Source organism: Alkaliphilus serpentinus (assembly GCF_009017255.1).
Taxonomy (GTDB): Bacteria; Bacillota; Clostridia; order Peptostreptococcales; family Natronincolaceae; genus Alkaliphilus_D; species Alkaliphilus_D serpentinus.
Genome location: NZ_WBZB01000037.1, coordinates 22,896 through 46,902, shown reverse-complemented (window position 1 = coordinate 46,902; position 24,007 = coordinate 22,896). Strand labels below are relative to the sequence as shown.

The 24,007-nt window shown below is 37.2% G+C and carries 20 protein-coding genes and 1 riboswitch; of the genes, 14 read left to right on the top strand and 6 right to left on the bottom strand.

Annotated features, from left to right (window positions below; all coding sequences use genetic code 11):
- Positions 1-90 precede the first annotated feature (90 nt).
- From F8153_RS10330 to polX, 5 genes are all read left to right on the top strand, one after another.
- Entirely contained in the window at positions 91-1,848 is a 1,758-nt protein-coding gene (locus tag F8153_RS10330) for an ATP-dependent metallopeptidase FtsH/Yme1/Tma family protein (protein ID WP_243136949.1), read from the top strand.
- A gap of 574 nt (positions 1,849-2,422) precedes the next feature.
- Positions 2,423-2,540, top strand: a riboswitch (molybdenum cofactor riboswitch).
- Positions 2,541-2,678: 138 nt separating this feature from the next.
- Positions 2,679-3,905, top strand: a complete 1,227-nt coding sequence (locus F8153_RS10325; RefSeq protein ID WP_151866286.1) for a molybdopterin molybdotransferase MoeA — start codon at positions 2,679-2,681, stop codon at positions 3,903-3,905.
- Between the two features lie 16 nt (positions 3,906-3,921).
- Positions 3,922-5,841 (top strand): molybdopterin biosynthesis protein, encoded by a 1,920-nt coding sequence (locus tag F8153_RS10320; protein WP_151866285.1) that lies wholly within the window; start codon positions 3,922-3,924, stop codon positions 5,839-5,841.
- Between the two features lie 11 nt (positions 5,842-5,852).
- Positions 5,853-6,287, top strand: a complete 435-nt coding sequence (locus tag F8153_RS10315) for an MOSC domain-containing protein (protein WP_151866284.1) — start codon at positions 5,853-5,855, stop codon at positions 6,285-6,287.
- A gap of 440 nt (positions 6,288-6,727) precedes the next feature.
- The gene (gene polX, locus F8153_RS10310) at positions 6,728-8,458 is read left to right on the top strand and encodes a DNA polymerase/3'-5' exonuclease PolX (RefSeq protein ID WP_151866283.1); all 1,731 of its coding nucleotides are present in this window, start codon (positions 6,728-6,730) and stop codon (positions 8,456-8,458) included.
- Between the two features lie 126 nt (positions 8,459-8,584).
- Here polX and F8153_RS10305 read toward each other — a convergent pair whose 3' ends face one another.
- Positions 8,585-10,123, bottom strand: a complete 1,539-nt coding sequence (locus tag F8153_RS10305; protein ID WP_151866282.1) for a putative polysaccharide biosynthesis protein — start codon at positions 10,121-10,123, stop codon at positions 8,585-8,587.
- Between the two features lie 171 nt (positions 10,124-10,294).
- Between F8153_RS10305 and F8153_RS10300 the strand changes: the two genes are divergently transcribed.
- The 3 genes from F8153_RS10300 to F8153_RS10290 all read left to right on the top strand — a co-directional run bounded on the left by F8153_RS10300 (position 10,295) and on the right by F8153_RS10290 (position 11,473).
- The gene (locus tag F8153_RS10300) at positions 10,295-10,921 is read left to right on the top strand and encodes a diguanylate cyclase (protein ID WP_151866281.1); all 627 of its coding nucleotides are present in this window, start codon (positions 10,295-10,297) and stop codon (positions 10,919-10,921) included.
- A gap of 94 nt (positions 10,922-11,015) precedes the next feature.
- Positions 11,016-11,219, top strand: a complete 204-nt coding sequence (locus F8153_RS10295) for a type Z 30S ribosomal protein S14 (RefSeq protein WP_279237132.1) — start codon at positions 11,016-11,018, stop codon at positions 11,217-11,219.
- Between the two features lie 11 nt (positions 11,220-11,230).
- On the top strand, positions 11,231-11,473 hold the full coding sequence (locus tag F8153_RS10290; RefSeq protein WP_151866279.1) for a hypothetical protein: 243 nt from the start codon (positions 11,231-11,233) through the stop codon (positions 11,471-11,473).
- Positions 11,474-11,521: 48 nt separating this feature from the next.
- Here F8153_RS10290 and F8153_RS10285 read toward each other — a convergent pair whose 3' ends face one another.
- Positions 11,522-12,328 carry a histidinol-phosphatase HisJ family protein gene (locus F8153_RS10285; RefSeq protein WP_151866278.1) on the bottom strand — a complete coding sequence of 269 codons (807 nt, stop codon included), beginning with the start codon at positions 12,326-12,328 and terminating at the stop codon, positions 11,522-11,524.
- Between the two features lie 92 nt (positions 12,329-12,420).
- Entirely contained in the window at positions 12,421-13,635 is a 1,215-nt protein-coding gene (gene arcA / locus F8153_RS10280; protein WP_279237131.1) for an arginine deiminase, read from the bottom strand.
- A 211-nt stretch (positions 13,636-13,846) separates the two neighbouring features.
- On the opposite strand from arcA, the gene F8153_RS16135 reads away from it, so the two are divergent.
- A complete protein-coding gene (locus tag F8153_RS16135) occupies positions 13,847-13,987 on the top strand; it encodes a hypothetical protein (RefSeq protein WP_192929766.1) in 141 nt (46 codons plus the stop codon).
- A gap of 285 nt (positions 13,988-14,272) precedes the next feature.
- Here F8153_RS16135 and F8153_RS10275 read toward each other — a convergent pair whose 3' ends face one another.
- Positions 14,273-16,336 carry an ABC transporter ATP-binding protein gene (locus F8153_RS10275; RefSeq protein ID WP_151866276.1) on the bottom strand — a complete coding sequence of 688 codons (2,064 nt, stop codon included), beginning with the start codon at positions 16,334-16,336 and terminating at the stop codon, positions 14,273-14,275.
- Between the two features lie 12 nt (positions 16,337-16,348).
- Complete coding sequence (locus tag F8153_RS10270) at positions 16,349-18,097, bottom strand: ABC transporter ATP-binding protein (RefSeq protein ID WP_151866275.1); 1,749 nt, start codon at positions 18,095-18,097, stop codon at positions 16,349-16,351.
- 186 nt (positions 18,098-18,283) lie between these two features.
- Between F8153_RS10270 and F8153_RS10265 the strand changes: the two genes are divergently transcribed.
- The 5 genes from F8153_RS10265 to F8153_RS10245 all read left to right on the top strand — a co-directional run bounded on the left by F8153_RS10265 (position 18,284) and on the right by F8153_RS10245 (position 23,588).
- On the top strand, positions 18,284-18,703 hold the full coding sequence (locus F8153_RS10265; RefSeq protein ID WP_151866274.1) for a 4Fe-4S dicluster domain-containing protein: 420 nt from the start codon (positions 18,284-18,286) through the stop codon (positions 18,701-18,703).
- Complete coding sequence (locus tag F8153_RS10260; RefSeq protein ID WP_243136948.1) at positions 18,703-20,454, top strand: aldehyde ferredoxin oxidoreductase C-terminal domain-containing protein; 1,752 nt, start codon at positions 18,703-18,705, stop codon at positions 20,452-20,454. Before F8153_RS10265 ends, F8153_RS10260 begins: the two co-directional genes overlap by 1 nt.
- Positions 20,455-20,545: 91 nt before the next feature.
- Positions 20,546-20,731, top strand: coding sequence for a hypothetical protein (locus F8153_RS10255; protein WP_334296304.1), 186 nt, complete (start codon positions 20,546-20,548; stop codon positions 20,729-20,731).
- 432 nt (positions 20,732-21,163) lie between these two features.
- Positions 21,164-22,657, top strand: a complete 1,494-nt coding sequence (pdxR, locus tag F8153_RS10250) for a MocR-like pyridoxine biosynthesis transcription factor PdxR (RefSeq protein ID WP_151866271.1) — start codon at positions 21,164-21,166, stop codon at positions 22,655-22,657.
- 22 nt (positions 22,658-22,679) lie between these two features.
- Entirely contained in the window at positions 22,680-23,588 is a 909-nt protein-coding gene (locus F8153_RS10245) for a diacylglycerol/lipid kinase family protein (protein ID WP_151866270.1), read from the top strand.
- 32 nt (positions 23,589-23,620) lie between these two features.
- On the opposite strand, the gene F8153_RS10240 is transcribed toward F8153_RS10245, so the two are convergent.
- Positions 23,621-24,001 carry a bactofilin family protein gene (locus F8153_RS10240; protein WP_151866269.1) on the bottom strand — a complete coding sequence of 127 codons (381 nt, stop codon included), beginning with the start codon at positions 23,999-24,001 and terminating at the stop codon, positions 23,621-23,623.
- Between the last annotated feature and the right edge of the window lie 6 nt (positions 24,002-24,007).

The window sequence follows — 24,007 nt, the reverse complement described above, 5'->3', positions numbered from 1 at the left end:
CTGGCCTTCAGAGGATTAATCATATACATAGCCTGCCCTATGGGTTAGGTCTATTTTTTTAGTGAATGATTAACAAAGGGGGATATAACATTGATAAAGAAAAGAAAAAAGCAAATAATTGGACTAATGATAGCTTTGTTAATTGTTGGTATGATAGCTACTCTGTATTATTTTAAATACATGAAGGTAGAAACCATTAACTTAAGCTATAATGATTTTTTAATGAATATAGAAGGTAGTAATATCAAAAAAGTTTATCTTTCAGATGGTGCAAATATTGAAGGGATTTTAGCCAATGGACAAGCCTTTATAACAGATAATCCAAGGAAAGAAGATTTAAAGGAAGTCCTCCTGAAACACTCCATTGAAGTGGAGGAGGTAAATCAGGAATTCTCTGCACCACAACTTATTTCCTTTGTGGTTTTCATAACGGTTTTGTCTATTTTAGCGATTTATCTGTCAAAGAAAAATACCAATCAAGCATCTAAAGAATATGATAAAATGTCTTCAGTAGATTACTCTACAAAACGAGAAAAGCAAATTGCCTTCTCTTCAGTAGCAGGTAATCAAGAAGCCAAGGAAAGTCTTTTAGAGCTGGTGGACTTTTTGAAACATCCAGACAAATATAGACGTTATGGAGCAAGGATGCCAAGGGGAGTTATTCTTTATGGACCTCCCGGTACTGGTAAAACTCTAATGGCAAAGGCCCTAGCCAGTGAGGCAGGAGTAGATTTTATGGCTGTTTCCGGATCCGACTTTGTACAAATCTACGTAGGAGTTGGTGCAGCCAGAATAAGAAGTTTATTTAAGAAGGCTAGTGAAAAAAAGAAATGCGTCATATTTATAGATGAAATTGATGCCCTAGGTAAAAAAAGGGATCGTGGTATGGGGGGCAGTGATGAATCTGATAGAACCCTAAATGCCCTCTTAACCGAGATGTCTGGCTTTAAGGATAACGATGGGATCATCGTATTGGCTGCCACCAATAGGCTAGATACTTTAGATGATGCCCTATTAAGACCCGGGAGATTTGATAGACAAATTGAAGTGGGTCTACCAGATTTACAGGCAAGAAGGGAAATATTAGAGCTATATACGCAAAACAGACCTGTCTCAACTACCGTAGATATAGGGCAGTTGGCTCAACAGACGGTTTATTTTAGCGGTGCTAAGCTAGAGAATCTTATGAATGAAGCGGCCATATATGCCGCTAGAGAAAATACCCAATCTATTATGCAGAATCATATAGATAAGGCCTTTTATAAGGTTATTGCAGGAGAAGAGAAAAAGGATAGGGGACAGATTTCTATACAAGAAAGAAAAATAACTGCATATCATGAGGCTGGTCATACCGTTGCAACAAAGCTTCTGTGCCCATTAAATAAGGTTACTAAGGTTACAATCATACCAAGTACCAATGGGGCTGGAGGTTTCAGCATGAATATCCCTCCTGATAGAATGTTTCATACCAAAAAAGATATGCTGGATAATATTAAAATTGCATTGGCAGGTAGAGCAGTTGAAGAGCTTATCTTTGGGAAGGACAATATAACAACGGGAGCCAGTAACGATATCCAAAAAGCAACAGAAACCTTAGTCGTTATGATGAAGCGATTTGGTATGAGTGAAAAGCTAGGGATGTTAAATTATGATATTCTAATGGGACAACAAGGTGCAGACCAAGGATTTGTGAAGGAATGCAACGAGACTATGGATCAGTTATATAGAGAAACAAGAGAAATGTTAAAAAAAAATATGCATCTGGTGGAGGGAATTACAATAGGCCTTCTTGAGAGGGAAACCTTAAATGAAGGAGATATAGACCAAATTATCCAGGAGACTCATTAGAGTCTCCTCAGACTGGTGAAAAGCCGCCATATTCTTCGTTGCTGCAAAAAAACAGCATTCTTACGTATTGATGTATACGCGGCAATCGCTGTCTTTCCTTGCGCCTCGACTCTAACGACTTTTGAACAGTCTGCATTATATAGAGGAGACTCATTAGAGTCTCCTTATTCATATATATAACATACAATATCATAAATAGTATAGCACAATAAATAGATTGTTACTTTTATAACTTTTTTTACTAAAAGACTATGAATTATTTTTTTAGTATGATATACTATTACATAATATAATCCATACTTATTAATCCTTTTAGTTAGTTATTAGAAAGCAGCACTCCCCAATATCCCCGCTGACTTAATTGTCAGATATGCAGTCTCCTCGCTGCATTAAAAGCTGCTTTTTAAACTACAAATAAAAGATAATTTCCCAATGTTATCTTCATGAAGAGGGAGTGGCCTAGGCTACTCCCTCTTCATTTTAGACTGATGAAAAGCCGTCATACCTCTAAGGACTTTACAACTCTAGGATATTATTGAACTATTTACTGAATTATGGTAAGATTATGATTAGATTCATAGAAAATTTCCGAGTGCATAAATCTAAGGCCTAAGCTACGATTTATCACCTATGGGTAAAAGAAGAAATTCCTTTACCTCCCACCCTTGGAAAGGAAATTTATTAGCATAGAATATAAAGCTACTGTTAAAAAGCTAATCCATAGGGTTGGCTTTTATTTTTTATATTTTGATCTCCAATACATATAATAACAATGAATTCAACTTGAAATTCACCAATTTACCAATTAAACATAAAGGGGAGGATTTTTAATGGAGCTATTAAAGACCCTATCGATGAAGGAAGCAAAGGTATTAACTAAGGAGAATTTTAACAATTGGAGGATGGATATAGAATACATATCTCTATATGAAGCCTCCGGTCGAATACTAGCAGAAGATATTTTATCTCCAATAAATGTTCCAGACTTTAACAGATCTACAGTGGATGGCTATGCAGTTAAGTCAAAATCAACTATAGGCTGCAGTGAAGGACTTCCTGGCTTCTTTAACGTAGTGGGGGAGGTTGAGATGGGTAAGTCTACTAGCTTGAGGGTTGAAGATGGTGAATGCTGCTATGTCCCAACCGGTGGTATGCTTCCAGAAGGAAGTGACGGTGTAGTGATGGTTGAATATACCGAAGCTCTAGATGATGCTACAATATGTATATATAAAGGTGTGGCCCCTCATGAAAACTGTCTTTTAAAGGGTGAGGATATTAAAGAGGGTGAGATGGTTTTAAAAAAGGGCTTGATATTAAGGGGTCAAGATATTGGTGTTTTAGGGGGTATGGGATTTAATGAAATACCTGTCTTTAAGAAGTTGAGGGTTGGAATAATCTCCACCGGAGACGAAATTGTTGGCCCTCAGGATAAAATGAAAAGGGGACAAATTCGGGATATGAACACCTACAGCTTGGCTGCTGCCCTTATAAAGGATGGCTGCCAAGTAACAGCCACAGCAGTGGTAAAGGATCAATTACAGTTGTTAAAAACTAAGATTAGTGAGTTTTTACAAATTAGTGATATGGTCTTAGTTTCTGGTGGAAGCTCAATGGGAACTCGGGATGTTACAAAGGATGCCATTAATCAACTGGGTGAACCGGGGGTTTTCATTCATGGAATTGCAGTAAAACCAGGAAAACCTACAATAGTAGGAAAGGTGCATGACAAAGCAGTTTTTGGGCTGCCGGGCCAGCCGGTTTCTGCTTTGGTTGTTTATAATGTTCTAGTAAGGAGCTTTATAGAAGCTATTCAAGGAGTAACATCAGCTAAACCTTATATATTGGGAGAAATGACAGTGAACATTCCATCAGCTGATGGAAGGGAGCATTATGTAATGGTGAATATTAAAGAGGAGGAAAACAAAAAGCTGGTTTACCCCCTCCATGGAAAATCTGGGATGTTAACTATGATGACAAATTCCCTAGGCTACGTCATTATAGAGCAAAATCAAGAGGGAGTTCATAAGGGACAACCAGTAAAGGTTTACCTATTCTAACCGAGGAGGAAGTTGTATGAAAGAGGATAGAAATATATACTTAACCAATGTTCCTTTAGAAGAGGCAAAGGAAAGGTTTATAAATAGAGTACTAATGGACAAAGTCTTTAAAGCTACAGAAATCATCCCTGTAGATGAAGCTTTAGATCGGGTAACGGTTTCTCCGATATTTGCCCAAAAATCCTCCCCTAATTACAGTGCTGCTGCAATGGATGGTGTTGCAGTGGTTGCTTCTAGTACCTATGGGGCCAGTGAAGCTAATCCAGTAAGGCTTAAAAGAGCTAAGGATTTTATCTACATTAATACGGGGGGAATCATAAAGGACCCCTTTGATGCCGTTATCATGATTGAGGATATTGTGGAAATCGACGGAGACTGGATAGAAATCTATAGTGGAGCAGGAGTTTGGCAGCACATAAGGCCCATTGGAGAGGATATTGTAGAGGGTGAACTAATCATATCTGCTAAACACAGAATCAGGCCTGTGGATATTGGTGCATTATTGGCTGGACAGATTCGAGAGGTTGAAGTGTATAAAGAGCCCACTGTAGGGATTATTCCGACGGGGTCTGAAATCATTCATGTTGATGCTCCCCTTGAGGATGGGAAAATAATCGAATCTAATTCTAGTATGTTTGCTGCCATGATTAAGGAATATAAAGGTTTGCCCAAACGTTATCCTGTAGTTCCAGATGAATATCAGCTTATTAAGGACAGTATATTAAAGGCAGTGGATGAAAATGATGTGGTGGTGATAAATGCAGGATCATCGGCAGGGTCTAAGGATTATACAGCCAATGTATTAAGGGAAATTGGAGAAGTGATAATCCATGGTGTGGCTACGAAGCCAGGAAAGCCCGTTATATTGGCTATGGTAAAGAATAAGCCTGTTGTAGGAATACCTGGTTACCCTGTTTCTGCCTACTTCACCATGGAGTTTTTTATAAAGCCCCTGTTGGCTATCTATACTCATCATAGATTTATGAAAACCGCCACTATAACTGCTACCCTATCCCGTAGAGTGGTATCGTCCATTAAATACGAAGAATACATTCGTGTTAAGCTGGGAAGTGTGCAGGGTAAACTAATCGCAACTCCCCTTGAAAGGGGAGCTGGGGTAACCATGTCCTTGGTTAGAGCTGATGGGGTATTGGTGGTTCCTCAAAGGCTTGAAGGCTATGAGGCTGGTAGTCAGGTTGAAATTAGATTGTTTAAAGCCGCTGATGAAATCGAAAACACTATTGTATCGATTGGAAGTCACGATTTAGTAATGGACTTATTGGGTAATCAACTGCATAAAAATAAAAGTAGTTTGTTTTTGTCCTCCGCCCATGTAGGTAGTCTTGGAGGTATCATGGCCATGAGAAAGGGTGAGTGTCATATTGCTCCCATTCACTTAATGGATACAACCTCTGGGGAATACAATACAAGCTATGTAAAACAGTATATTAAAGGTGAAAAAATGGCCTTAATGAAATTTGTTGGCAGAAGCCAAGGCTTAATGATAAAAGGGGGAAATCCCAAGGGTATTAAAGGTATTGAAGATTTGAAAAGACAGGATGTACTTTTTGTGAATCGTCAAAGGGGGGCTGGAACTAGAATTCTTTTGGATTATTATCTGCAAAGGGAGAAAATTAAAGCAGAAGAAATTCAAGGCTATGAGAGAGAAATGACCACCCATATGGCTGTTGCTGCTGCCATAGCAGGGGGGACGGCTGATTGTGGTATGGGAGTTTACTCCGCTGCCAAAACAATGGGTTTAGATTTTATCCCAATTGCTTGGGAGGATTATGATCTGCTTTTACCTCAGGCTTTACTAAAGGATGAAAAGATTGAAGACTTAATAGCTGCAATGAAGAATCATGAGTTTATTCATTCCATTGAAGCATTGGGAGGATATAATACGGAAAATATAGGAAAGATTATTTTGATTTAGGAGGGCTATAAATGGCAAAGGTATTATCAATAAATATCAGTAGTAAAAAGGGAATACCGAAGGATCCGATTGAAATAGGAGAATTTATGGAGAACTTTGGACTAAAGAATGATTCCCATGGTGGAGATTGGCATAGGCAAGTAAGTTTATTGGGCCAAGAGAGCATTGAAAAAATCAAGGCTATGGGGGTGGAGGATCTAACCCCAGGGAGATTTGCAGAAAATATTACTACCGAAGGAATTAAACTGTATGAGCTACCTATTGGAACCAGACTTCAGATAGGGGACACAGTTCAAGAGGTTACCCAAATTGGTAAGGAATGTCACTCTAGATGTGCCATTTTCCATACGGTTGGCGATTGTGTAATGCCAAAGGAAGGAATCTTTACAAAGGTTTTAAAGGGCGGAATTGTAAAGGCTGGAGACAAGATTGAGATAATTAAGTAGATAACCCAATCTCTGATTGGAGTTAGTCACTTAGCTATAAGCAGATAGCCGAAACTTGTTTAGTGTTAGTCGCTTAGCTAGATATTTTCTGGAAAACCACATCATTAATATAATTATAGTTTTGAGGAAAATAATCTAGCAACAAATCAAAACTTCATTAGCCTATTATAGAGTTTTTTTGATAAATTAACTAGCTACCTAATGTTAAATGTTGAATGTTGAATGTTGAATTAAGGACGCTTCGAATAGTCGAAGCAAATAAATAAAGCATTTCAAAAAGAACAAAGATAAGATCATTTTAACTTTCAATTTTTCATTTTAATTTTAATTATTCAATTTTACCCCCTCTTTCCATATAGAGGGGTTTTTCTTTTCTCTTTGTTAGAGAGGATGTAAATGGGATATAATCTATTATAACAGCCTTAATGGGAGGGTATTTTATGGATAAAAATGAGATCAGTAGAATTTTTGAAGAAATTGGAGTTTTGATGGAGCTAAAAGGTGAAAATCCCTTCAAGGTAAGGGCTTATTATAATGGAGCTAGAATCATTGAACTGATGGAGGAGGATTTACATCAGCTGGTGGAGGAGAATCGCCTCCATGAAATCGAGGGGATTGGCAAGGCTCTAGAGGAAAAAATTATTGAGCTTGTTAAGACGGGGGAGTTAGAATTTTATCGAAGACTAAAGGAAGAATTTCCTGAAGGTTTATTGGAATTGCTAAAAATACAGGGTCTTGGTCCTAAAAAGGTTAGGGTTCTATATGATAAGCTGAACATAACCTCTGTGGAGGAACTGGAGAGGGCCTGTCTTGAAGATAAATTATCCAACCTTAAAGGTTTTGGAGAAAAAACCACTAAGAAAATTTTAGAAGGAATAGAGAACTATAAAAACTTCAGCGGTCAATATCTTATTTCAACGGGTTTAGCCTATGGTAATGAGATGGTTAAGGTCTTAAAAACCAATCCCCTGATTAAAAGGGTGAGTCTGGCAGGAAGCATAAGACGCCACAAGGAAACCATTAAGGATATTGATATTATTGCCAGCTGTGATGAAGACAATAGACTGGCTGTAATGGATTTTTTTACATCTTTGGAGGGTATTAAAGATGTGAAGGAAAAGGGGATCACCAAAAGCAGCCTTCGCTTACCCATGGGAATTAACGTGGACCTAAGGCTTGTTGGTGATGGGGAGTATCCCAATGCTCTGCAGCATTTTACAGGCAGTAAGGAGCATAATACTGCCCTAAGACAGAGGGCCAAGGAGATGGGCTATAAGGTTAATGAATATGGAATTTTTAAAGGTGATAACCCTCAACCTGTAAAAACAGAGGAAGATCTATACAAGCTGTTACAACTAGATTATATTCCCCCTGAGATTAGAGAGAATAATGGAGAAATTGAAGCTGCAGAGAAGGGTAATCTACCCAATCTGATTAAGACTTCTGACATAAAGGGCGTCATGCATATCCATAGCAATTATAGTGATGGACATAACACCATTGAAGAGTTGGTTCAGAAGGGGATTTCCTTAGGCTTCAAATATATCGGAATTTCTGATCATAGTAGGAGTGCCATCTACGCAGGTGGTTTAAAGGAGGAGGACATTAAAAGGCAGCATGAGGAAATTGGTATACTGCAGGAAAAATATAAGGATATTGTTATCCTAAAGGGTATTGAATCAGATATCCTTGCTGATGGTTCCTTAGATTACAGTGATGAAGTTCTAGAGTCCTTTGATTATATAATTGGTTCAATTCATTCCAATTTTAGTATGGATATAAATACCATGACCAAACGGCTGATAAAGGCCATTAATAATCGCTACCTAACCATTCTTGGCCATGCGACGGGAAGACTATTATTATCAAGACCATCTTACACCTTAGATATAGAGGCGGTTATTGAAGCCTGTGGAAAAAATCAAGTTGCTATAGAAATCAATAGCAATCCCCATCGACTTGAGCTTGATTGGAGAATGTGCAGATTTGCGAAAGAAAGGGGAGTTTTCATTGCTATAGAACCCGATGCCCATAGAGTAGAGGGAATTGATGATATCCAATATGGTGTTGGTGTGGCTAGAAAGGGCTGGCTGGAGGAGGCCAATGTTTTAAATAGCTGGGAAACAGATAAAGTATTGGAGTTTTTGCGGAAAAGAAAATCAAATATATGAAATATTTCCATATACTTTTTCAAACCCCTATACTTTAAAACAGAGAACTTCTTAGTTTTAAAATGTAGGGGTCTTTAAGATAGTAGCATAAGTTATATAAATTATAGTCTTAAATTAATACAACCTTCATTTAATATTTTTAATTATGGACCTAGCATCTACTGCCTTCGTCATAACTAATATGGCTAGGTATAGAAAACCACCAAAAATAAAGACCATTGCAGAATATAGATTTGGTGAGAAACTTAAAATTGGATGGTAATATAGGTAAAACATAGTTCCTACCGCCATTAGTGCTGCAGTGATGGGTTTGATTAATGTGTTTACAATGGATAATCTTATGGGCATATAACGTCTTAAGGATATCAAATTCAATGTGAATATCACAAAGGAGGATAAGGTAAAGCCAATAATAAATCCATAGATACCATAACGGGGATTGGGTACTAAATAATAGGTGCAGTACAATTGAATTGTCATACCCAATAGGAAATTGATAGTTGTGATTACCTGCTTACCCAAGCCATGGAGGATTCCCGATAGGGTATGTTGCATGCAAAGGAATAATGTAGAATAACTAATGAGAGAAAGATAGAGGCCCACATCTCTTTGATGGAAAACTAACGATGCCAGCTCTTTACCCATAATAGTAAATATAAGGGTTGTAGGTATTGCCACCAAAAGGGTGATTCTTATGGCTTGATTACCCTTTGTTTCTATATCCTTTATATTCTTTACTGCCATTTGCTCCGATATATTGGGGATGATGTTTATGACGAGAGCAGAAGTCACAGTAAAGGGAAGAAATAGGAGGGGCATGGCCATCCCGGATATCTTTCCGAATAATTCTACCGCAGCCACCTGAGAGTATCCTGAAATAATCAGTCTATGGGGGATGAGTATTGCATTAATCGTTTGCATAAACACTGATAAAAGCCTGCTAATTGTTATGGGCACTGAGATATATAGGATGTCCTTCAGTTGTTTGATGTTTGAGGATAATACTCTATTATAGGGTATAATCTTAAAGATCCGTCTAACACCAAAGCTGAGGATTAAACAGATTAAGCCAAAGAGTTCGCCAATAGACAGACCTATAATAGCGATGGTTGCCATTGTGATGGGGTGATCAGGCTTTTTCATATATAATACCGCAAGGACAAAGGTAATTCTGCTGAGCTGTTCAATGATTTGGGCTAATGCCGCTGGCTTAATGTCCTTGATTCCATAGAAGAAGCCCCTAAGGATGCTTGAAAAGGTTATTAAGCTTATAGCGGGAATAATCCATAGAATAAGCAAATATAAATCATTATTTTTTAAGACCCTTTCTGTGATAAAGTCTATTTTAAAGGATACAAATAATGTTAATATTAAAGACAAAATACCTCCTATGGATAGAGCTAAAAGTAGGATTTGGAACATACCTCTTCTATTTTTAAGGGAGTTCTCTTTAGCTACAAGCTTTGAAACAGCTATGGGTATTCCGGCTGTTGGAATTGTAATTAAAACCATTAAAAAGGGGAAAACCATCTGATATAAACCTATGGCTTGGGGGCCTATCATCCTAGATAGTAGAATTCGATAAATAAAACCCATAGATCTTACTATAAAATTAATTGTGGTAAGTAATACTACTCCCATGATAAAGGACGTTTTTTTCTCCATATAATCACCTCAAAGATTTAGATATTCAATAGATATTCTAGTGAATGTAGCTTTATTACTTAGCTAATCAAAATAAACCTTTAGAAGACTTTATATTTGGGTATGAATAATAGAAAAAGATGGGTACATATAAATAACACGAGGAACCATTTGAAACAGAGGGGGATTGAAATGATTGGTAAAATCTTAGGAATATTAGATAAAGAGGATTTCATAAACAGGATAGAGGATATGGTTTCGGGGTGCTCGGAAGTTTTTACTTTGGCTTCGATAGATATTGATGATTTTGAAACGGTTAATAGCTATTACGGTGAATCCGTAGGAGATGATGTGATTAAAAAAATTGCGTCCATATTAAAGCAAAACATTAAAAACCACGATCTTGTATGTCGTAGTAATAAGGATGAGTTTAATGTCCTCTTTACAAGCACTTCAGCTGAAACTGGGTTAATTATTGTGGAGGAAATCAGAAGATATTTAGATAAAAACACCTTTCAGCTGGGAGGTAGGAAAAAGGAAATCGCCATTAAAATCAGTGGAGGAATAGCCAGCTATCCAAGGGATGCCAAAACAGTAGTAGAACTTTTAAGGGCAGCTGATAGTGCTTTGTTTAGGGCCAAAAGAGAGGGGAAGAATCGTATTTGCCTTGCCGAAAATGAAAGTATGGTGCAGAAAACCAATTATTTTACAAAAACTCAATTAGAAAGGCTGGCAGACCTTTCTAAGAAAACCGATAAAACAGAAGCATTTCTTTTAAGGGAAGCCTTGGATGATTTGTTTGATAAATATAGTAAGTGAAATATAAATGTTAAATTGTTCAACATTCAACATTCAACATTCAACATTGTACTAATACATAATTCCCCCCAGCAAACAAATACTAACCATATCAATATTAAAGGAGGAAAAAATGGCTAGAAAAGCTTTAGTGTTAAAACAAAAGAAGCGTCAAAAATATAAAACCAAGGAATATAATAGATGTAACATATGTGGTAGGCCCCATGGATATCTTCGGAAATTTGGAGTTTGCAGAATCTGCTTTAGAGAGCTGGCCTATAAAGGACAAATTCCAGGAATCAAAAAAGCCAGCTGGTAAGGAGGATGAAAATGGACTTAGTTTGCCCAGTTTGCAATTGTATGGCAAGTTATCTGATAAGTTGTCCTGATTGTGGAGGTCCTATGGAGGATTCAGGGGTGGTTCAGGATTTTTATGATGATTATAGTCCTTACTTAGACAGGAGTATTACCGATAAAGTAGATGGAGCTGCAGAGGATGAATGTATGCATCTATTTTATTGTCCCAGTTGCGACTCTAAACAAAGGCTACCAATTAAAAGGGTTAAAATATAAAAGCAGATAAATACAGGAGGCCATCGGCCTCCTGTATTTCTGTGGATATTATAAGATTTCATCAATCTTATGATAGATAGGCTTCATTTTCTCGAAGGTACATATGTACTGAAAGCCAATTTCCTTCAAGGCCCTCAATGCATTATTAAAGTCGAAGGCTAAATGATGGGTGGAATGAGCATCAGATCCAAGGCTGATAATTTCTCCACCTAAGCTATGGTATAGCTTAAATACCTCTAGGGAAGGATGATAATCTCCCACTTGATAACGAATTCCAGAGGTGTTTAATTCAATTCCCTTACCTTTTTCTATAATTTTATTTAATATCAGGGAGGTCACCTCCCTAAAATCCTCCAAGGGCAGGGGGACGTCGTATGCTCCATATCTTTTTATTACATCTAGATGGCCTAGAACAGTAAAACTATCAAAAAGATTTACAACCTCATATAGCTCTTTAAAGTATATGTGATAGGCCTCCTGTTGGGTCTTTTTTTGAAAATAGTTCCCCATATACAAATCTGTTTTCTCAACTGAATGAATGGAAGCAATGGCAAAATCAAAGGGATGGCTGTTTATAACCCTTCTATAAGCCTCAGTAAGGTGGGGTTGCAAACCCAATTCAATGCCAGTCTTTATTTTGATTACCGACTTAAATTCCTCCTGATAATTGGCTATGGCTTTAAAATAATCCTCAATAACAAATTCAATATGACTCCCCTTACCATTATAATCAAAATCTAAATGATCTGTTATGGTGATTTCATTTAATCCCTTATCTATGGCGGCAATAATTGCCTCCTTCATTGACATGGCTGAATCCGGTGAGAAATGAGTATGGATGTGATAGTCAAACATATTGTACCCCCTAGTAAGAATGATCAATCTAAGAACTATTTTATAACTAAAGCATCTCTAGGTCAAAGGATAAATTCAGTAAGTTTAAATAGCTAAAGATTTTCACGAATAAGGGGCATACTCATACATCGGGGACCTCCTCGTCCCCGTGAAAGCTCATAGGAATCAAATTCTAACACCTCAACTCCATGATTTCTGAGGGCTTCGTTTGTTACATAATTCCTGTTATAGCATACAACCTTTCCGGGGGATATAGCAAGGGTATTGCTACCATCACTCCATTGCTCCCTTCCGGCAGCGATAATATCATTGTTACCACATCGGATTAATGTGACGGAGGACAGCTTAAGATACTCCTTCAATATATTTGAAAGCTTATTTTCTTCATAGGTAATGTCTATGCTATGATTTTTACCCCTTTTTAGGCTATAAACGTCCAGTGGCATTTCAATTCCAGGGTATATAGTAAACTTGTCGTAGTCAACCATTGTAAACACTGTATCTAGATGCATGTAGGCTCTGGTTTTGGGAATATCAAAGGCTAAAATGGTTTCGAAGGTTTCCTGAGATTTAAAAAGCTTCTCAGCCAGCATTTCAATGGCCACAGCATCTGTCCGTTGGCTAATGCCTATGGCAACCACCTTATCGGATAGAACCAAAATATCTCCCCCTTCTATAGAATGACTCATATCCCGATTGTACCACCTTGGAATATCTTTATAGTGGGGGTGATGGTCGAAAATATATTTTGCAAAGAGGGTTTCTCTATTCCTTGTTCTCGAGAACATTACATTTAAAGATATACCCCTTCCTATGGATGCAAAGGGATCTCTTTGGAAATAAAGATTTGGAATGGGATCAAGATAAAAGGGGTAGGGGTTCTTCACCATATCCGCCAGCTGCTTAACCTTGATTTCCTTTAGCTCTTCCTTTCTAACTCCCCCCATGGATTTTCTCACCACTTCCATGGGGGATTTATCTGAGAAGTATTCTAAAAGCCCTTCCTTTAATCCCTGAGAAGCAACCTTGCCCTCCATTAAGAAATCCTCTAAAAAGCTCTTTCTTACCTCAGGGTCTTGGAGAATTTCTGCCATCAGCTCTGTCAAATACAAAACCTCCACACCTTCATTTCTGAGGATGTCTGAAAACTGCTGGTGCTCTTTTTTTGCCTGCTTCAAAAATGCAATTTCATCAAAAAGAAGCCTTGTAAGATAATCGGGAACAATGTTTTCGATTTCTTCGCCTGGACAATGAAGGAGAACCCTTTTTAATTTACCAATTTCATTATATACCTGTATGTTATTCAAATTAACCCTCCTAACTACCCTAATGATCATTTTGATATATAATATTATGGCTTTCTACTGAGGGGATTAGTCAAAAATATCATAATTGTTGTAATACTTTTACAGCAATATGCATAATATAAAATATACAATTGCAATTGACAAACAATTGAATGAGTGATATAATTATCTTACAGTTTGTAAAGTGAAATTTTTTAAGGAGGTATAGGTGATGTCAAATAATAATAAGGAATTTGAAAAGGCTGAAGTTACTAGAGAATGTGGGGTGTACACCTGTATACATTGTGTGGTTAACACCTGTACTTTAGATGAATGCGAGATGTATGAAAGAAGATATATGCAGGAAGGCTAACATATATACTGCAAAACCTTTTGCACAAAGGTAAGACTCCTAATTTGGGGGTCTTTTTAATTATTTTTATTTAGTAGCTTGTTACGTAGTATAATAATAGTGATTAGGTGGGTAAAGGGTGATTTTATGAAGAAGTTATTAAAAATCTTAATGATAGGTATTATAGGGATTTATTATACTGGAGAGGTTTTGGTCTATATAAAGGATTTTGTAATGGTAAGATAAAAATTTAATTAAAAGTGAAGGGTGAAGGATTGATTCCTTCACCCTTCATATTGTGTTTTTTTAAGCAAAACTTTCTTTATATTGAAGCTGATATAGCTTATAATAAATACCCTCCTTATCCAACAGCTCCTGGTGAGTACCTATTTCTCGAATTTTTCCCTTGTGGAGAACGATAATTTTATTACAGGTTTGAATGGTGGATAATCTATGGGCAATGGCTATTGTAGTTCTACCTTTAATAAGCTTTAGTATGGCATCCTGTATTAAGTGCTCAGTTTCAGTGTCTATATTGGAGGTTGCCTCATCTAGAATCAAGATAGATGGGTTATATACCAGTGCTCTGGTAAAGGCTATAAGCTGACGCTGACCTGTAGATAAATTTGCCCCTCGTTCCATCACTGCCTCATCATATTTCTGTGGCAGCTTATCAATAAAGGGATGGGCATTTACATACTTAGACATTTCCAATACTGTAGCATGATCTATTCCTGAATTATTTAACACAATGTTGTCTTTAACGGAGCCAGTAAACATAAATACATCCTGTAAAACTATACCGATCCTGCTTCTTAGCTCCTTGAGGGGATAATCCTTAATATCAACTCCGTCTATTAATATCTGACCCTTTTGTATGTCATAAAATCGTCCAATAAGGTTAATGATAGAGGATTTACCTGCTCCTGTTGCCCCTACGAAGGCCACCGATTCACCAGGCTTAATGGTAAAGCTAATATCCCTTAATACCCAATCCTCCTCTTTATAGGCAAACCACACATTTTTAAATTCTATTTCTCCACTAAAGGCTTTGGGAATAACAGGGTTTATAGGTTCCTGGATATCTGTCTCCTTATCAATCAACTGAAAAATCCTCTCTGAGGATGCCATGGCCGATTGAAGAATGTTGTACTTTTCTGTAAGGTCATTAATGGGTTGAAAGAACCTTTTGAGATAGCTTATAAAGGCGAATAGAACTCCAAACTCTATACCCTGTCTAAGAAGCTGGCCCCCTCCATACCAAATTAATAGAGCTGTACCTAAGGAACGAATAACCTCCATTGAAGGTCTAAATATTGAAAAAATAAAAATCTCCCTTTGATTAGCCTTCATTAGCTGGTGATTGCTCTCATTAAAGACCTTAAATTGCTGATCTTCCCGACTAAAGGAATGGATGGTCTTCATACCGGTGAAGTTTTCATTGAGGGTTGCATTGATTTTAGCAAGCTTTACTCGAACATCTCTATAGGCATCCCTTATTTTAAGTCTAAAGATGGCAGCTGAGATTAAAATTAAGGGAATGACTAAAAAGGATACTAATGCAAGCTTTACATTCAACCTAAGCATAACAATGACAATTCCCAGTAAAAGAAATAGATCCTTAAACAGATTGACCAAAACTCCTGTGTACATTTCATAAAGGGTTTCTGTATCATTGGTGACTCTTGTTACAAGCCTCCCAATGGGATTTCTATCGAAAAAGCTTAGAGACATCCTTTGTAAATGAGAAAAGAGCTCTTGCCTAATATTGTAAACAATTTTGTTGCTGGTACGGTTTAAAAGGTATACCTGTACATAATTCAGTCCGAAGCCTATGGCGATAATAATGAGATAGATGATAGATAACCTCTGTAGTTGATTTACGTCCTTTTCTCTAAAGACCTTTATATCACTAGAGGATAAATGCTGTAGTGATACCCTATCACCATTGATCTTCAGGGTATACTCCCCTATAGGTTCTTTTATTACTTCATAGTCTTCTAAGCTGATATCACTACCTACAAGAAAATCCTGCTTTTGATGACGTAATAGCTGATGGATGCCTATACTACCAGCCCTTCCATCATAGTCCTGGTCCTTAACGTAATAACGGTCATTAAAGGCTATATGGGGTAAATCCTCTGGTGGTTCTTCAAATACATAAAGGGGCTTCTCGTAAACATTGATATAATCATCTATGGCAATTTTAATAATATAGGGCTGGGCTAGGTCTATAACAGCAATAATAATTAGTAGTATTATAGAAAGGGCCATGGCCTTCCAGTAGGGTTTCGCATACTTTAAAAGTCTAGCCATCAGCTTCGAATCGTAGGCCTTCCCCAGCTTTTCTTCCTGTTGTATATTTTCCATAGTCACCACCTCCTAATCCTTAGCTATTCTTTCTTCTAATAATTGCTTTTGATAAATGTCGTAATACAGCTTTTGATTCGATAAAAGCTGATTGTGGGTTCCTTGTTCAACAATTCTACCCTCATCTAAAACAATAATTTCATCACAATCCTTTATGGTAGAAATCCTATGGGCAATAATGATGCTTGTCTTATCCCTTAAATCTCCCTTTAGGGCCCCAAGAATTTTTTCTTCTGTGTCGGTGTCTACAGCAGATAGGGAATCGTCCAGAATCAATATTTTAGGTTTCTTAATTAAAGCTCTGGCGATGGATACTCTCTGTTTTTGTCCACCTGAAAGGGTTACGCCCCTTTCCCCAACATAGGTTTGATACCCTTGGGGAAAATCCATTATATTGTCATGAACCTCGGCAATTTTGGCTACCCCTTTTATTTCTTCAGCTGTAGCTTCATCTACACCAAAGGCGATATTTTCTGCTATGGTTGTGGAGAATAAAAAGCTATCTTGATCAACATAACCAATTTGATGCCTTAAAGATTTTAGCTTTATTTTATTAATATCATGACCATCAATTTCTATGGTGCCTTCATGAACCGGATAAAGCCTTAATAGCAAAGTGGCGATGGTGCTCTTTCCACTTCCGGTTCTACCAATAAGTCCGATGCTTTTTCCTGAGGCAATATGTAAAGAAAAATCCTTAATGGCATATTCATTGCTACCTGGATATTTGAAGGATACCTTCTCAAAGCTGATTTCTCCCTTCATGGCAGGTAGCTCCTTTGTATCCTCAGCATCTACAATTTCTGGGTTTTCATTAAAAATCCTATTCAATCTTTCCATAGAAGCTGAGCCCCTTTGCAGCACGTTAATTACCCAGCCAATGGCCATCATGGGCCATACCAATAAAGCTAGATAGGCTTCGAAGGCTATAAAATCCCCTAAGGAAATATCTCCATAAATAACCAGGGTACCGCCATAGCCAATCACTATTAAAAAGCTTATGGCAGATACGAAATGAACTAATGGAAAAAACATCCCATAAAGCTTAACTAGCTTCATGTTTTTTTCATAAACTAGGGTATTTTTCTTGCTAAATTTCTTAATTTCTGCATCCTCTTGTAAAAAGGATTTCACAACCCTAATCCCTGAAAAGCTCTCCTGCACTGTATCGGTTAATACCGAAAAGGCTTCCTGTACTGCCTTAAATCGCTTGTTTATCACCTTACCAAATTTACTAATGGTAAAGGCTAAAAAGGGTAGAGGTATAAGGGCTAAGAGGGTGAGCTTCCAGTCTGTTGTTAAAACCATCATAGCAATGGCAATAACCGTAATGAAAATTGCATCAGTAAGCATTACGATACCCGGTCCTAGAGCCATTCTTACAGCGTTTATATCATTGGTGGCATGGGCCATTAAATCTCCAGTTTTATGATGGGTATAATAATTGGTAGATAAATCTAGTAAATGAGAAAATAGCTTATTTCTAAGCTCATATTCCAATCTACGTGAGGTGCCTATTATAAAAATTCTCCACAAAAAACGGAATAGGGCAATACCAAAGCCAATGGCAACAATATATAGGCTGTAGATTAGAATCTCTGAGGCAGATAAAAGGTTAGCCTGCAGCTGATCCGTGAAGCGTCTTAGTATTTCTGGAACCAGTAGCTGGAGAATATCTACCAATAATAGCCATACAATACCGAAGAAATAATACCATTTGTTACGGATAAAGAAGTCCTTAAGAACTCTAAAGTTTCTCATGCTGTCACCTCGAATCAAATTATTTTGCATATCTAAATATTTATTATTCTATAAAAAGGAATTAAACCCTTTTATTAATTCTAGTCCTCTATTGGATAAATAACAAGGCAATGGTAAAAGAATATAAAATAGGCACATGGTTATAATACCCTAGAAAATATTCTTTAAAGGCTAGGAGACGATATTATGGAGGAAACCAGGCCTCAAAAGATCTTACAAATTAAAAATTTAGCCCAATGTATAGGGTGTTATTCCTGTATGATCGCCTGTTCAACCTTAGTCCATAGGGATTTTTCCCTCCTAAAAAGTGCCATTCGAGTTAAGGCCAGTGGAGGGTACCAAGGGAGGGTTGTAATAGACATCTGTAGAGGCTGTCAGGACGGACAATGCGTAGAAGCATGCCCTACCAATGCCCTCACCAGCAGGGATGGTGGTGGTGTCCTATTTCATCAGGATAAATGCAATGGCTGTAAAAAATGCATTGATGCATGTCTAATATCGGCAATAGCCTATGATAAAGATCATAAAAGGGCCATACCCTGTCTACAGTGTGGTTTATGTGTGGAGAGCTGCCCCCACCAGGTGATCAAGATGGAGGTGAGATGATGGATCCTGAAATTATGTATATAGACTTGGAAAAGGGTACTCATAAAATTGATCGTAGAGGGGATTTATCCTCTTATCTTGGAGGCGTTGCCCTAGCAACAGAATTGTTGAAGGAAAACTGTCTTATAGAGGAGGACCCCCTTGTCAATAATCAACCAGTTATATTTACTAAGGGACCACTGAACACAATATTTCCTGTTGTCACCAAGGTTTGCAGTATGTTTACATCCCCCTTAACTGGTGAGCTGGGAGAAAGCTATGGAGGTATGCGTTTAGCCATGGCTATGGCACTGGCTGGTTTAGATGGAATTGTGATTAAGGGAAGGAGAGGGGCCCCCTGTATCCTTCACATTGACGATAAAGGTGTAAGATTTTTAGATGCTAAGTCTCTTTGGGGCCTTGATACCGATGAGACCACTCGGCTTTTGCATGATCAAGAGGGGAAGCGGGGTTTGCGATCTATTATGGTTATTGGAGATGGCGGTGAAAAGGGAGTTAAATTTGCCAATGTAACCATCGATAGCTATAGACATTTTGGGCGATTGGGTCTTGGATGTCTGCTGGGAAGCAAAAATATAAAAGCCATCATTGTAGAAGGTGCTAGGGGTAGGGAAGTTGATAATCTTAAGGAGTACAAAAGGGTGTATAAAGAAATTGCAAAAAGGGTCATAGACACTGATGTAATGGAAAAGTATCATGGTATAGGAACCTCCATAAACATCAAGGCCCTAAACGAAATGGGAGGATTACCAACCTTTAACTTTCAAAAAAGTCAATTCAACAGGTGTAGTAGAATTACTGGAGAGTATTTTGCTAAAAAGCATTTGATAAAGAAGCTTGCCTGCAGTGGTTGTCCCATCGGATGTATCCATATAGCCATAAGAAGAAAGAAATTTGGTGAGCCCCATGAATATCACTCAACAGCTGTAGCCTATGATCATGAGCTTATATACTCCCTTGGTTCAATGCTGGGAATAGCAAGGGGTGAGGAAGTTTTAGAATTAATAGAGGCTGTTGAGAAGAAGGGTTTAGATGCTATTACTTCGGGAGTATTAATGGCATGGATAACTGAGGCCTATCAAAGGGGACTATTGGATGCTAAGATGCTATTGACCACTCCAGCCTTTGGGAAAAAGGAAGGCTACTTAAAAATCATTGAGAATATTGTTATCCAACCAAATGAGTTTTACAAAAGGGCGGCAGAGGGTACCCATAGCCTTACTTCCCACTATGGTGGACAGGATTACGGAATGGTGCTAGCTAAAAATGAAGTGGCTGGTTATCATACTGGATATGGCAATCTATTGGGCCAAGCGGTAGGGGCCCGTCATTCTCATCTAGACAATGGTGGCTATAGCATAGACCAAGAAATAAATTCCTTAGATTCAAAGGAAATTGTTAAAAAGCTGATACAAGAGGAAATTGAAAGAAATCTTCTAAATAGCTTGGTTATATGTTTGTTCGCCAGGAAGGTATATGACTTTGATACAATAAAGAATGCTCTTAATTCAATTGGTATAAAGATATCTAAAGAGGAATTACATGAAATTGGCTTAAGAACCTTTTTAGAAAAGATGATATTAAAGGAAAGAATGGGATTTTCCTATAAGGACATAACCTTTCCTAAGAGGTTCTTTGAAACAGAAGCATTGTTTAAGGCCCTAGATGAAGAAAATGCTTATGAAATCCTTAATGAGTATATTGAGGAAATTCATAGAATAAAACTGAGTAGAATCTCACCCTTGGATTAATATAGATTACGTGAAAATTGACATACAGCGGTATATTTAGAAATATGTTAGGGAAAATATTATTAAAGCAAAGGAGGTGTTGGATGTGAATATGGACACTAGAGATATGATTACTAAGAAGCTATTGGATGCACAGGAGATGGTTAGAGATTTTGAGATGTTCTCTAAAAATACCGATGATCAGGAGGTAGCTAAATACTTTAAAGAATTTGCAGAACTCAGTGGAGAGCAGGCTAGACAGCTACAAAGATTATCAGACAAATATAGAAGACAATAAAATGGGGCACAGAACGTGCCTCTTTCTTATTTCGATTTATTTTTCAAGGATTCTTTGGTATAATTAAGTGGATGACCCGAAACTTGTTTTGGTGTCAGCCACTTAGTTAGGAATTTGATGTAAAATTTCAAATATTTAATTTCGTATTTTATATCAAATTAGCTAACTTCATCTAAAATAATTTTTTTATGACCCGAAACTTGTTTTGGTGTCAGCCACTTAGTTAGGAATTTGATATAAGAAAATTCTAGTGAATAGTGAATAACTAATAGAGAATAAGTACTGTGGAAATTTGCTTCAGTCAAATTTCTTCATCAATTCAACATTCAACATTCAACATTGCGCTATATACTTTTATCTCTAATTTCTAATTAGTCTTTTGAAATTACTAATTAATAATTACTCATTAAGCTTCTATTTGAGGTGAAACCGATGAAATCCTTTAAGGACATTGTTATCGATAAAGATAAGGATCAACATTTATACATACAACTATATAAAGAGATTAAAAACATGATTCTTAGAGGACAGTTAGGTGAAGAAGATCGGTTACCTCCAGTTAGGAAAATGGCAAACCTATTAGCTGTTAACAATATAACTGTTGTGAAGGCTTATGAAATTCTAGAGCAGGAGGGATTGGTTTACAAAAAGATTGGCAGTGGTACCTTTATATCAAAAGAGTATATTAAGGATTTTATTGATAGAAGGCCTTCCCAGCTTTACAAAGAAATAGAATATCAGACGGTTACAGTTGGCCAGAGTCGTGTAAAAATTGATGAAAATATGATTAATTTTGCCAGTGGTACTCCATCGGCTGAGCTATTTCCCATAGACGAGTTTAAGGAAGTATTAAACGAGGTTTTGGATAGGGATAAGGGCTTTGCCTTTGATTATCAAGAGGGAAAGGGCTATTATCCATTAAGGCAAATATTGGTAGAATATATAAAGCATTATGGGATTTATGCAGATGCCGAAAATATTCAAGTCATTTCAGGTGCTCAACAGGGAATTGATATTATTTCTAAGGCCCTCTTAAATTATGGTGACTATGTTTTTGTAGAAAGTCCATCCTACACTGGAGCAATGGCAGCCTTTCACTCCAGAGGGGCCAGAATGATTGATATACCCTTGCAGCAGGACGGCTTGGACTTGAAGACCTTAGAAAAGAAAATCAGACTCTATCATCCGAAGCTGATTTATTTAATGCCGAATTTTCAAAATCCTACAGGAATATCCTATAGCATGGAGAAAAAGGAAGGCCTATTAAAGCTTTGCAAAGAGGAGGGTGTGTATATAGTTGAGGACGACTATCTTAGTGAGTTAAATTTTAACGATGAGAATAATATAACCTTAAAGGCCCTTGATCTTCATCAACAGGTGATCTATGTAAAAAGCTTTTCAAAGATATTTATGCCAGGCTTAAGGTTGGGTTTTTTGGTTATTCCTTCTATTTTTAACGAAAATCTGCTAATTGCAAAGCATGCAACAGATATATCTACCTCGGGACTATTGCAAAGGGCCTTTGAATTATATCTAAGGAGGGGAATATGGCAACAACACCTCCTTTATATGGAAGGAAAGTATCAAGAAAGATTTAAAACAATGGTAAAGGCTATTGAAAAATATCTTTCAAAGGACGTTGGAGTAAATATTCCAAGTGGGGGAGTTAATTTTTGGTTTAAGCTTCCCAAGGGATTTAGTGCTATTGAGCTACACAGCAGGGCAGAGACAGAAAACATTGCCCTGGCACCAGGGAGTTTGTTTTTTATAAACAATAAAGATGATGGTTATTTTCGCCTCAGTATTGCTTCCGTCAATCAAAGTCAAATAGAAGCTGGGATAAAGAGACTGAGTAGAATCATAGATGAATATTTAGATAACCAAGCTCCTAAAAGAAAAGAGCCTATTATTAAACCGATTTTATAATTGAGTATATGGGGTGGGGACAATGAAAAGAGTGAAGATTATTTATAACCCAGATTCGGGTAGAAGGGCACTGCGAAAAACGATACCAGAACTTGAGGATATCCTTACAAATGAATTCAAGTTTATTGTTGATAAGGAAGCAACAGAAGGAAAGAATCATGGTAGAGAAATCGCTTATAAAACTGCTATGGGAAATTACGATCTAATAGTTGCTGCTGGTGGAGATGGTACCGTCAATGAGGTTGTTAATGGCATAATGGAGAGTGGCCAAAAAATTCAGTTGGCAATATATCCTGCTGGTACAGTGAATGATTTTGGCTGCCATTTAAATATCCCAAGGAATATCAGACGTTTTGCAGAGATGATTTATGAGGGTAGAGTAATTGATGTAGATATTGGTTTGGCAGGAGATCGATATTTTCTAAATGTAGCCGCAGGAGGGTTACTAACAGATGTAGCCCATTATGTTTCTTCTGATGCAAAGACTGTTCTTGGAAAATTTGCTTATTATTTTGAAGGTATTAAGGTTTTTCCTAAGCAAATGTTTAAATCCCTAAAGATACAATTGAAGGTTGGTGGGCTAACGGAAGAAAAGGATATTCTATTCTTTCTGCTGGCCAACAGTACCCATGTTGGGGGCTTTAAAAGAATTGCCTCAGAAGCCAAGATTAATGATGGATTCATGGACTTAATACTTGTTGAAAACAGCCATATTATTGATGCTGCTAATCTTTTCTTTTTGATGCTACAGGGTAATCATGTAAGTCATAATAATATTACCTACTTACACGTTAAGGAGTTCAGAATTATGAGCAAAGAGAAGATTAATATAGATATTGATGGAGAAATGGGAGGAACCCTTCCTATGACCTTTAAGGTTATTCAAGAAGCCATCCCAATGATTGTTCCTATGGATTTTAAAAATATATAGCATATAAAAAAAGACACTAATAGTGTCTTTTCTTAGTCTCTTATTTCTTCCTTAGCAGGAATACCATTTCTTTTCATTTTACAGCTTCCTTCAAAAATAGCATCTTCATCAAGAATAAAATTGCTGATATCTACATCACCGAAAAGCTTCCCTTTGGAGGCAATCCTCAGTTGGCCTGAAGCATTTACGTTGCCCTCTACAGTTCCGGCTACGAAGACATTGGTGCTATTGATGTTCCCTATTATTCTTCCAGACTCGCCAATATAAAGGTTCCCATCAATATTTATTTCCCCTTTAAATTCTCCTTCTACACGAATTGTGCCCTTAATATTTAGTCGTCCTTCGAAGCTACACTCAGCTCCTATTAGTGTATTAAATTTGGTATATTGAACCTCCTGCTTTTTTCCCAACATTTACAT

Excerpts from the sequence above, each read along its gene's own strand:
- F8153_RS10325 (WP_151866286.1), top strand. The coding sequence starts at position 2,679 with ATGGAGCTATTAAAGACCCTATCGATGAAGGAAGCAAAGGTATTAACT.
- F8153_RS10320 (WP_151866285.1), top strand. The coding sequence starts at position 3,922 with ATGAAAGAGGATAGAAATATATACTTAACCAATGTTCCTTTAGAAGAG.
- F8153_RS10315 (WP_151866284.1), top strand. The coding sequence starts at position 5,853 with ATGGCAAAGGTATTATCAATAAATATCAGTAGTAAAAAGGGAATACCG.
- polX (WP_151866283.1), top strand. The coding sequence starts at position 6,728 with ATGGATAAAAATGAGATCAGTAGAATTTTTGAAGAAATTGGAGTTTTG.
- F8153_RS10305 (WP_151866282.1), bottom strand. The coding sequence starts at position 10,123 with ATGGAGAAAAAAACGTCCTTTATCATGGGAGTAGTATTACTTACCACA.
- F8153_RS10300 (WP_151866281.1), top strand. The coding sequence starts at position 10,295 with ATGATTGGTAAAATCTTAGGAATATTAGATAAAGAGGATTTCATAAAC.
- F8153_RS10290 (WP_151866279.1), top strand. The coding sequence starts at position 11,231 with ATGGACTTAGTTTGCCCAGTTTGCAATTGTATGGCAAGTTATCTGATA.
- F8153_RS10285 (WP_151866278.1), bottom strand. The coding sequence starts at position 12,328 with ATGTTTGACTATCACATCCATACTCATTTCTCACCGGATTCAGCCATG.
- F8153_RS16135 (WP_192929766.1), top strand. The coding sequence starts at position 13,847 with ATGTCAAATAATAATAAGGAATTTGAAAAGGCTGAAGTTACTAGAGAA.
- F8153_RS10275 (WP_151866276.1), bottom strand. The coding sequence starts at position 16,336 with ATGGAAAATATACAACAGGAAGAAAAGCTGGGGAAGGCCTACGATTCG.
- F8153_RS10270 (WP_151866275.1), bottom strand. The coding sequence starts at position 18,097 with ATGAGAAACTTTAGAGTTCTTAAGGACTTCTTTATCCGTAACAAATGG.
- F8153_RS10265 (WP_151866274.1), top strand. The coding sequence starts at position 18,284 with ATGGAGGAAACCAGGCCTCAAAAGATCTTACAAATTAAAAATTTAGCC.
- F8153_RS10260 (WP_243136948.1), top strand. The coding sequence starts at position 18,703 with ATGGATCCTGAAATTATGTATATAGACTTGGAAAAGGGTACTCATAAA.
- F8153_RS10255 (WP_334296304.1), top strand. The coding sequence starts at position 20,546 with ATGGACACTAGAGATATGATTACTAAGAAGCTATTGGATGCACAGGAG.
- pdxR (WP_151866271.1), top strand. The coding sequence starts at position 21,164 with ATGAAATCCTTTAAGGACATTGTTATCGATAAAGATAAGGATCAACAT.
- F8153_RS10245 (WP_151866270.1), top strand. The coding sequence starts at position 22,680 with ATGAAAAGAGTGAAGATTATTTATAACCCAGATTCGGGTAGAAGGGCA.
- F8153_RS10240 (WP_151866269.1), bottom strand. The coding sequence starts at position 24,001 with ATGTTGGGAAAAAAGCAGGAGGTTCAATATACCAAATTTAATACACTA.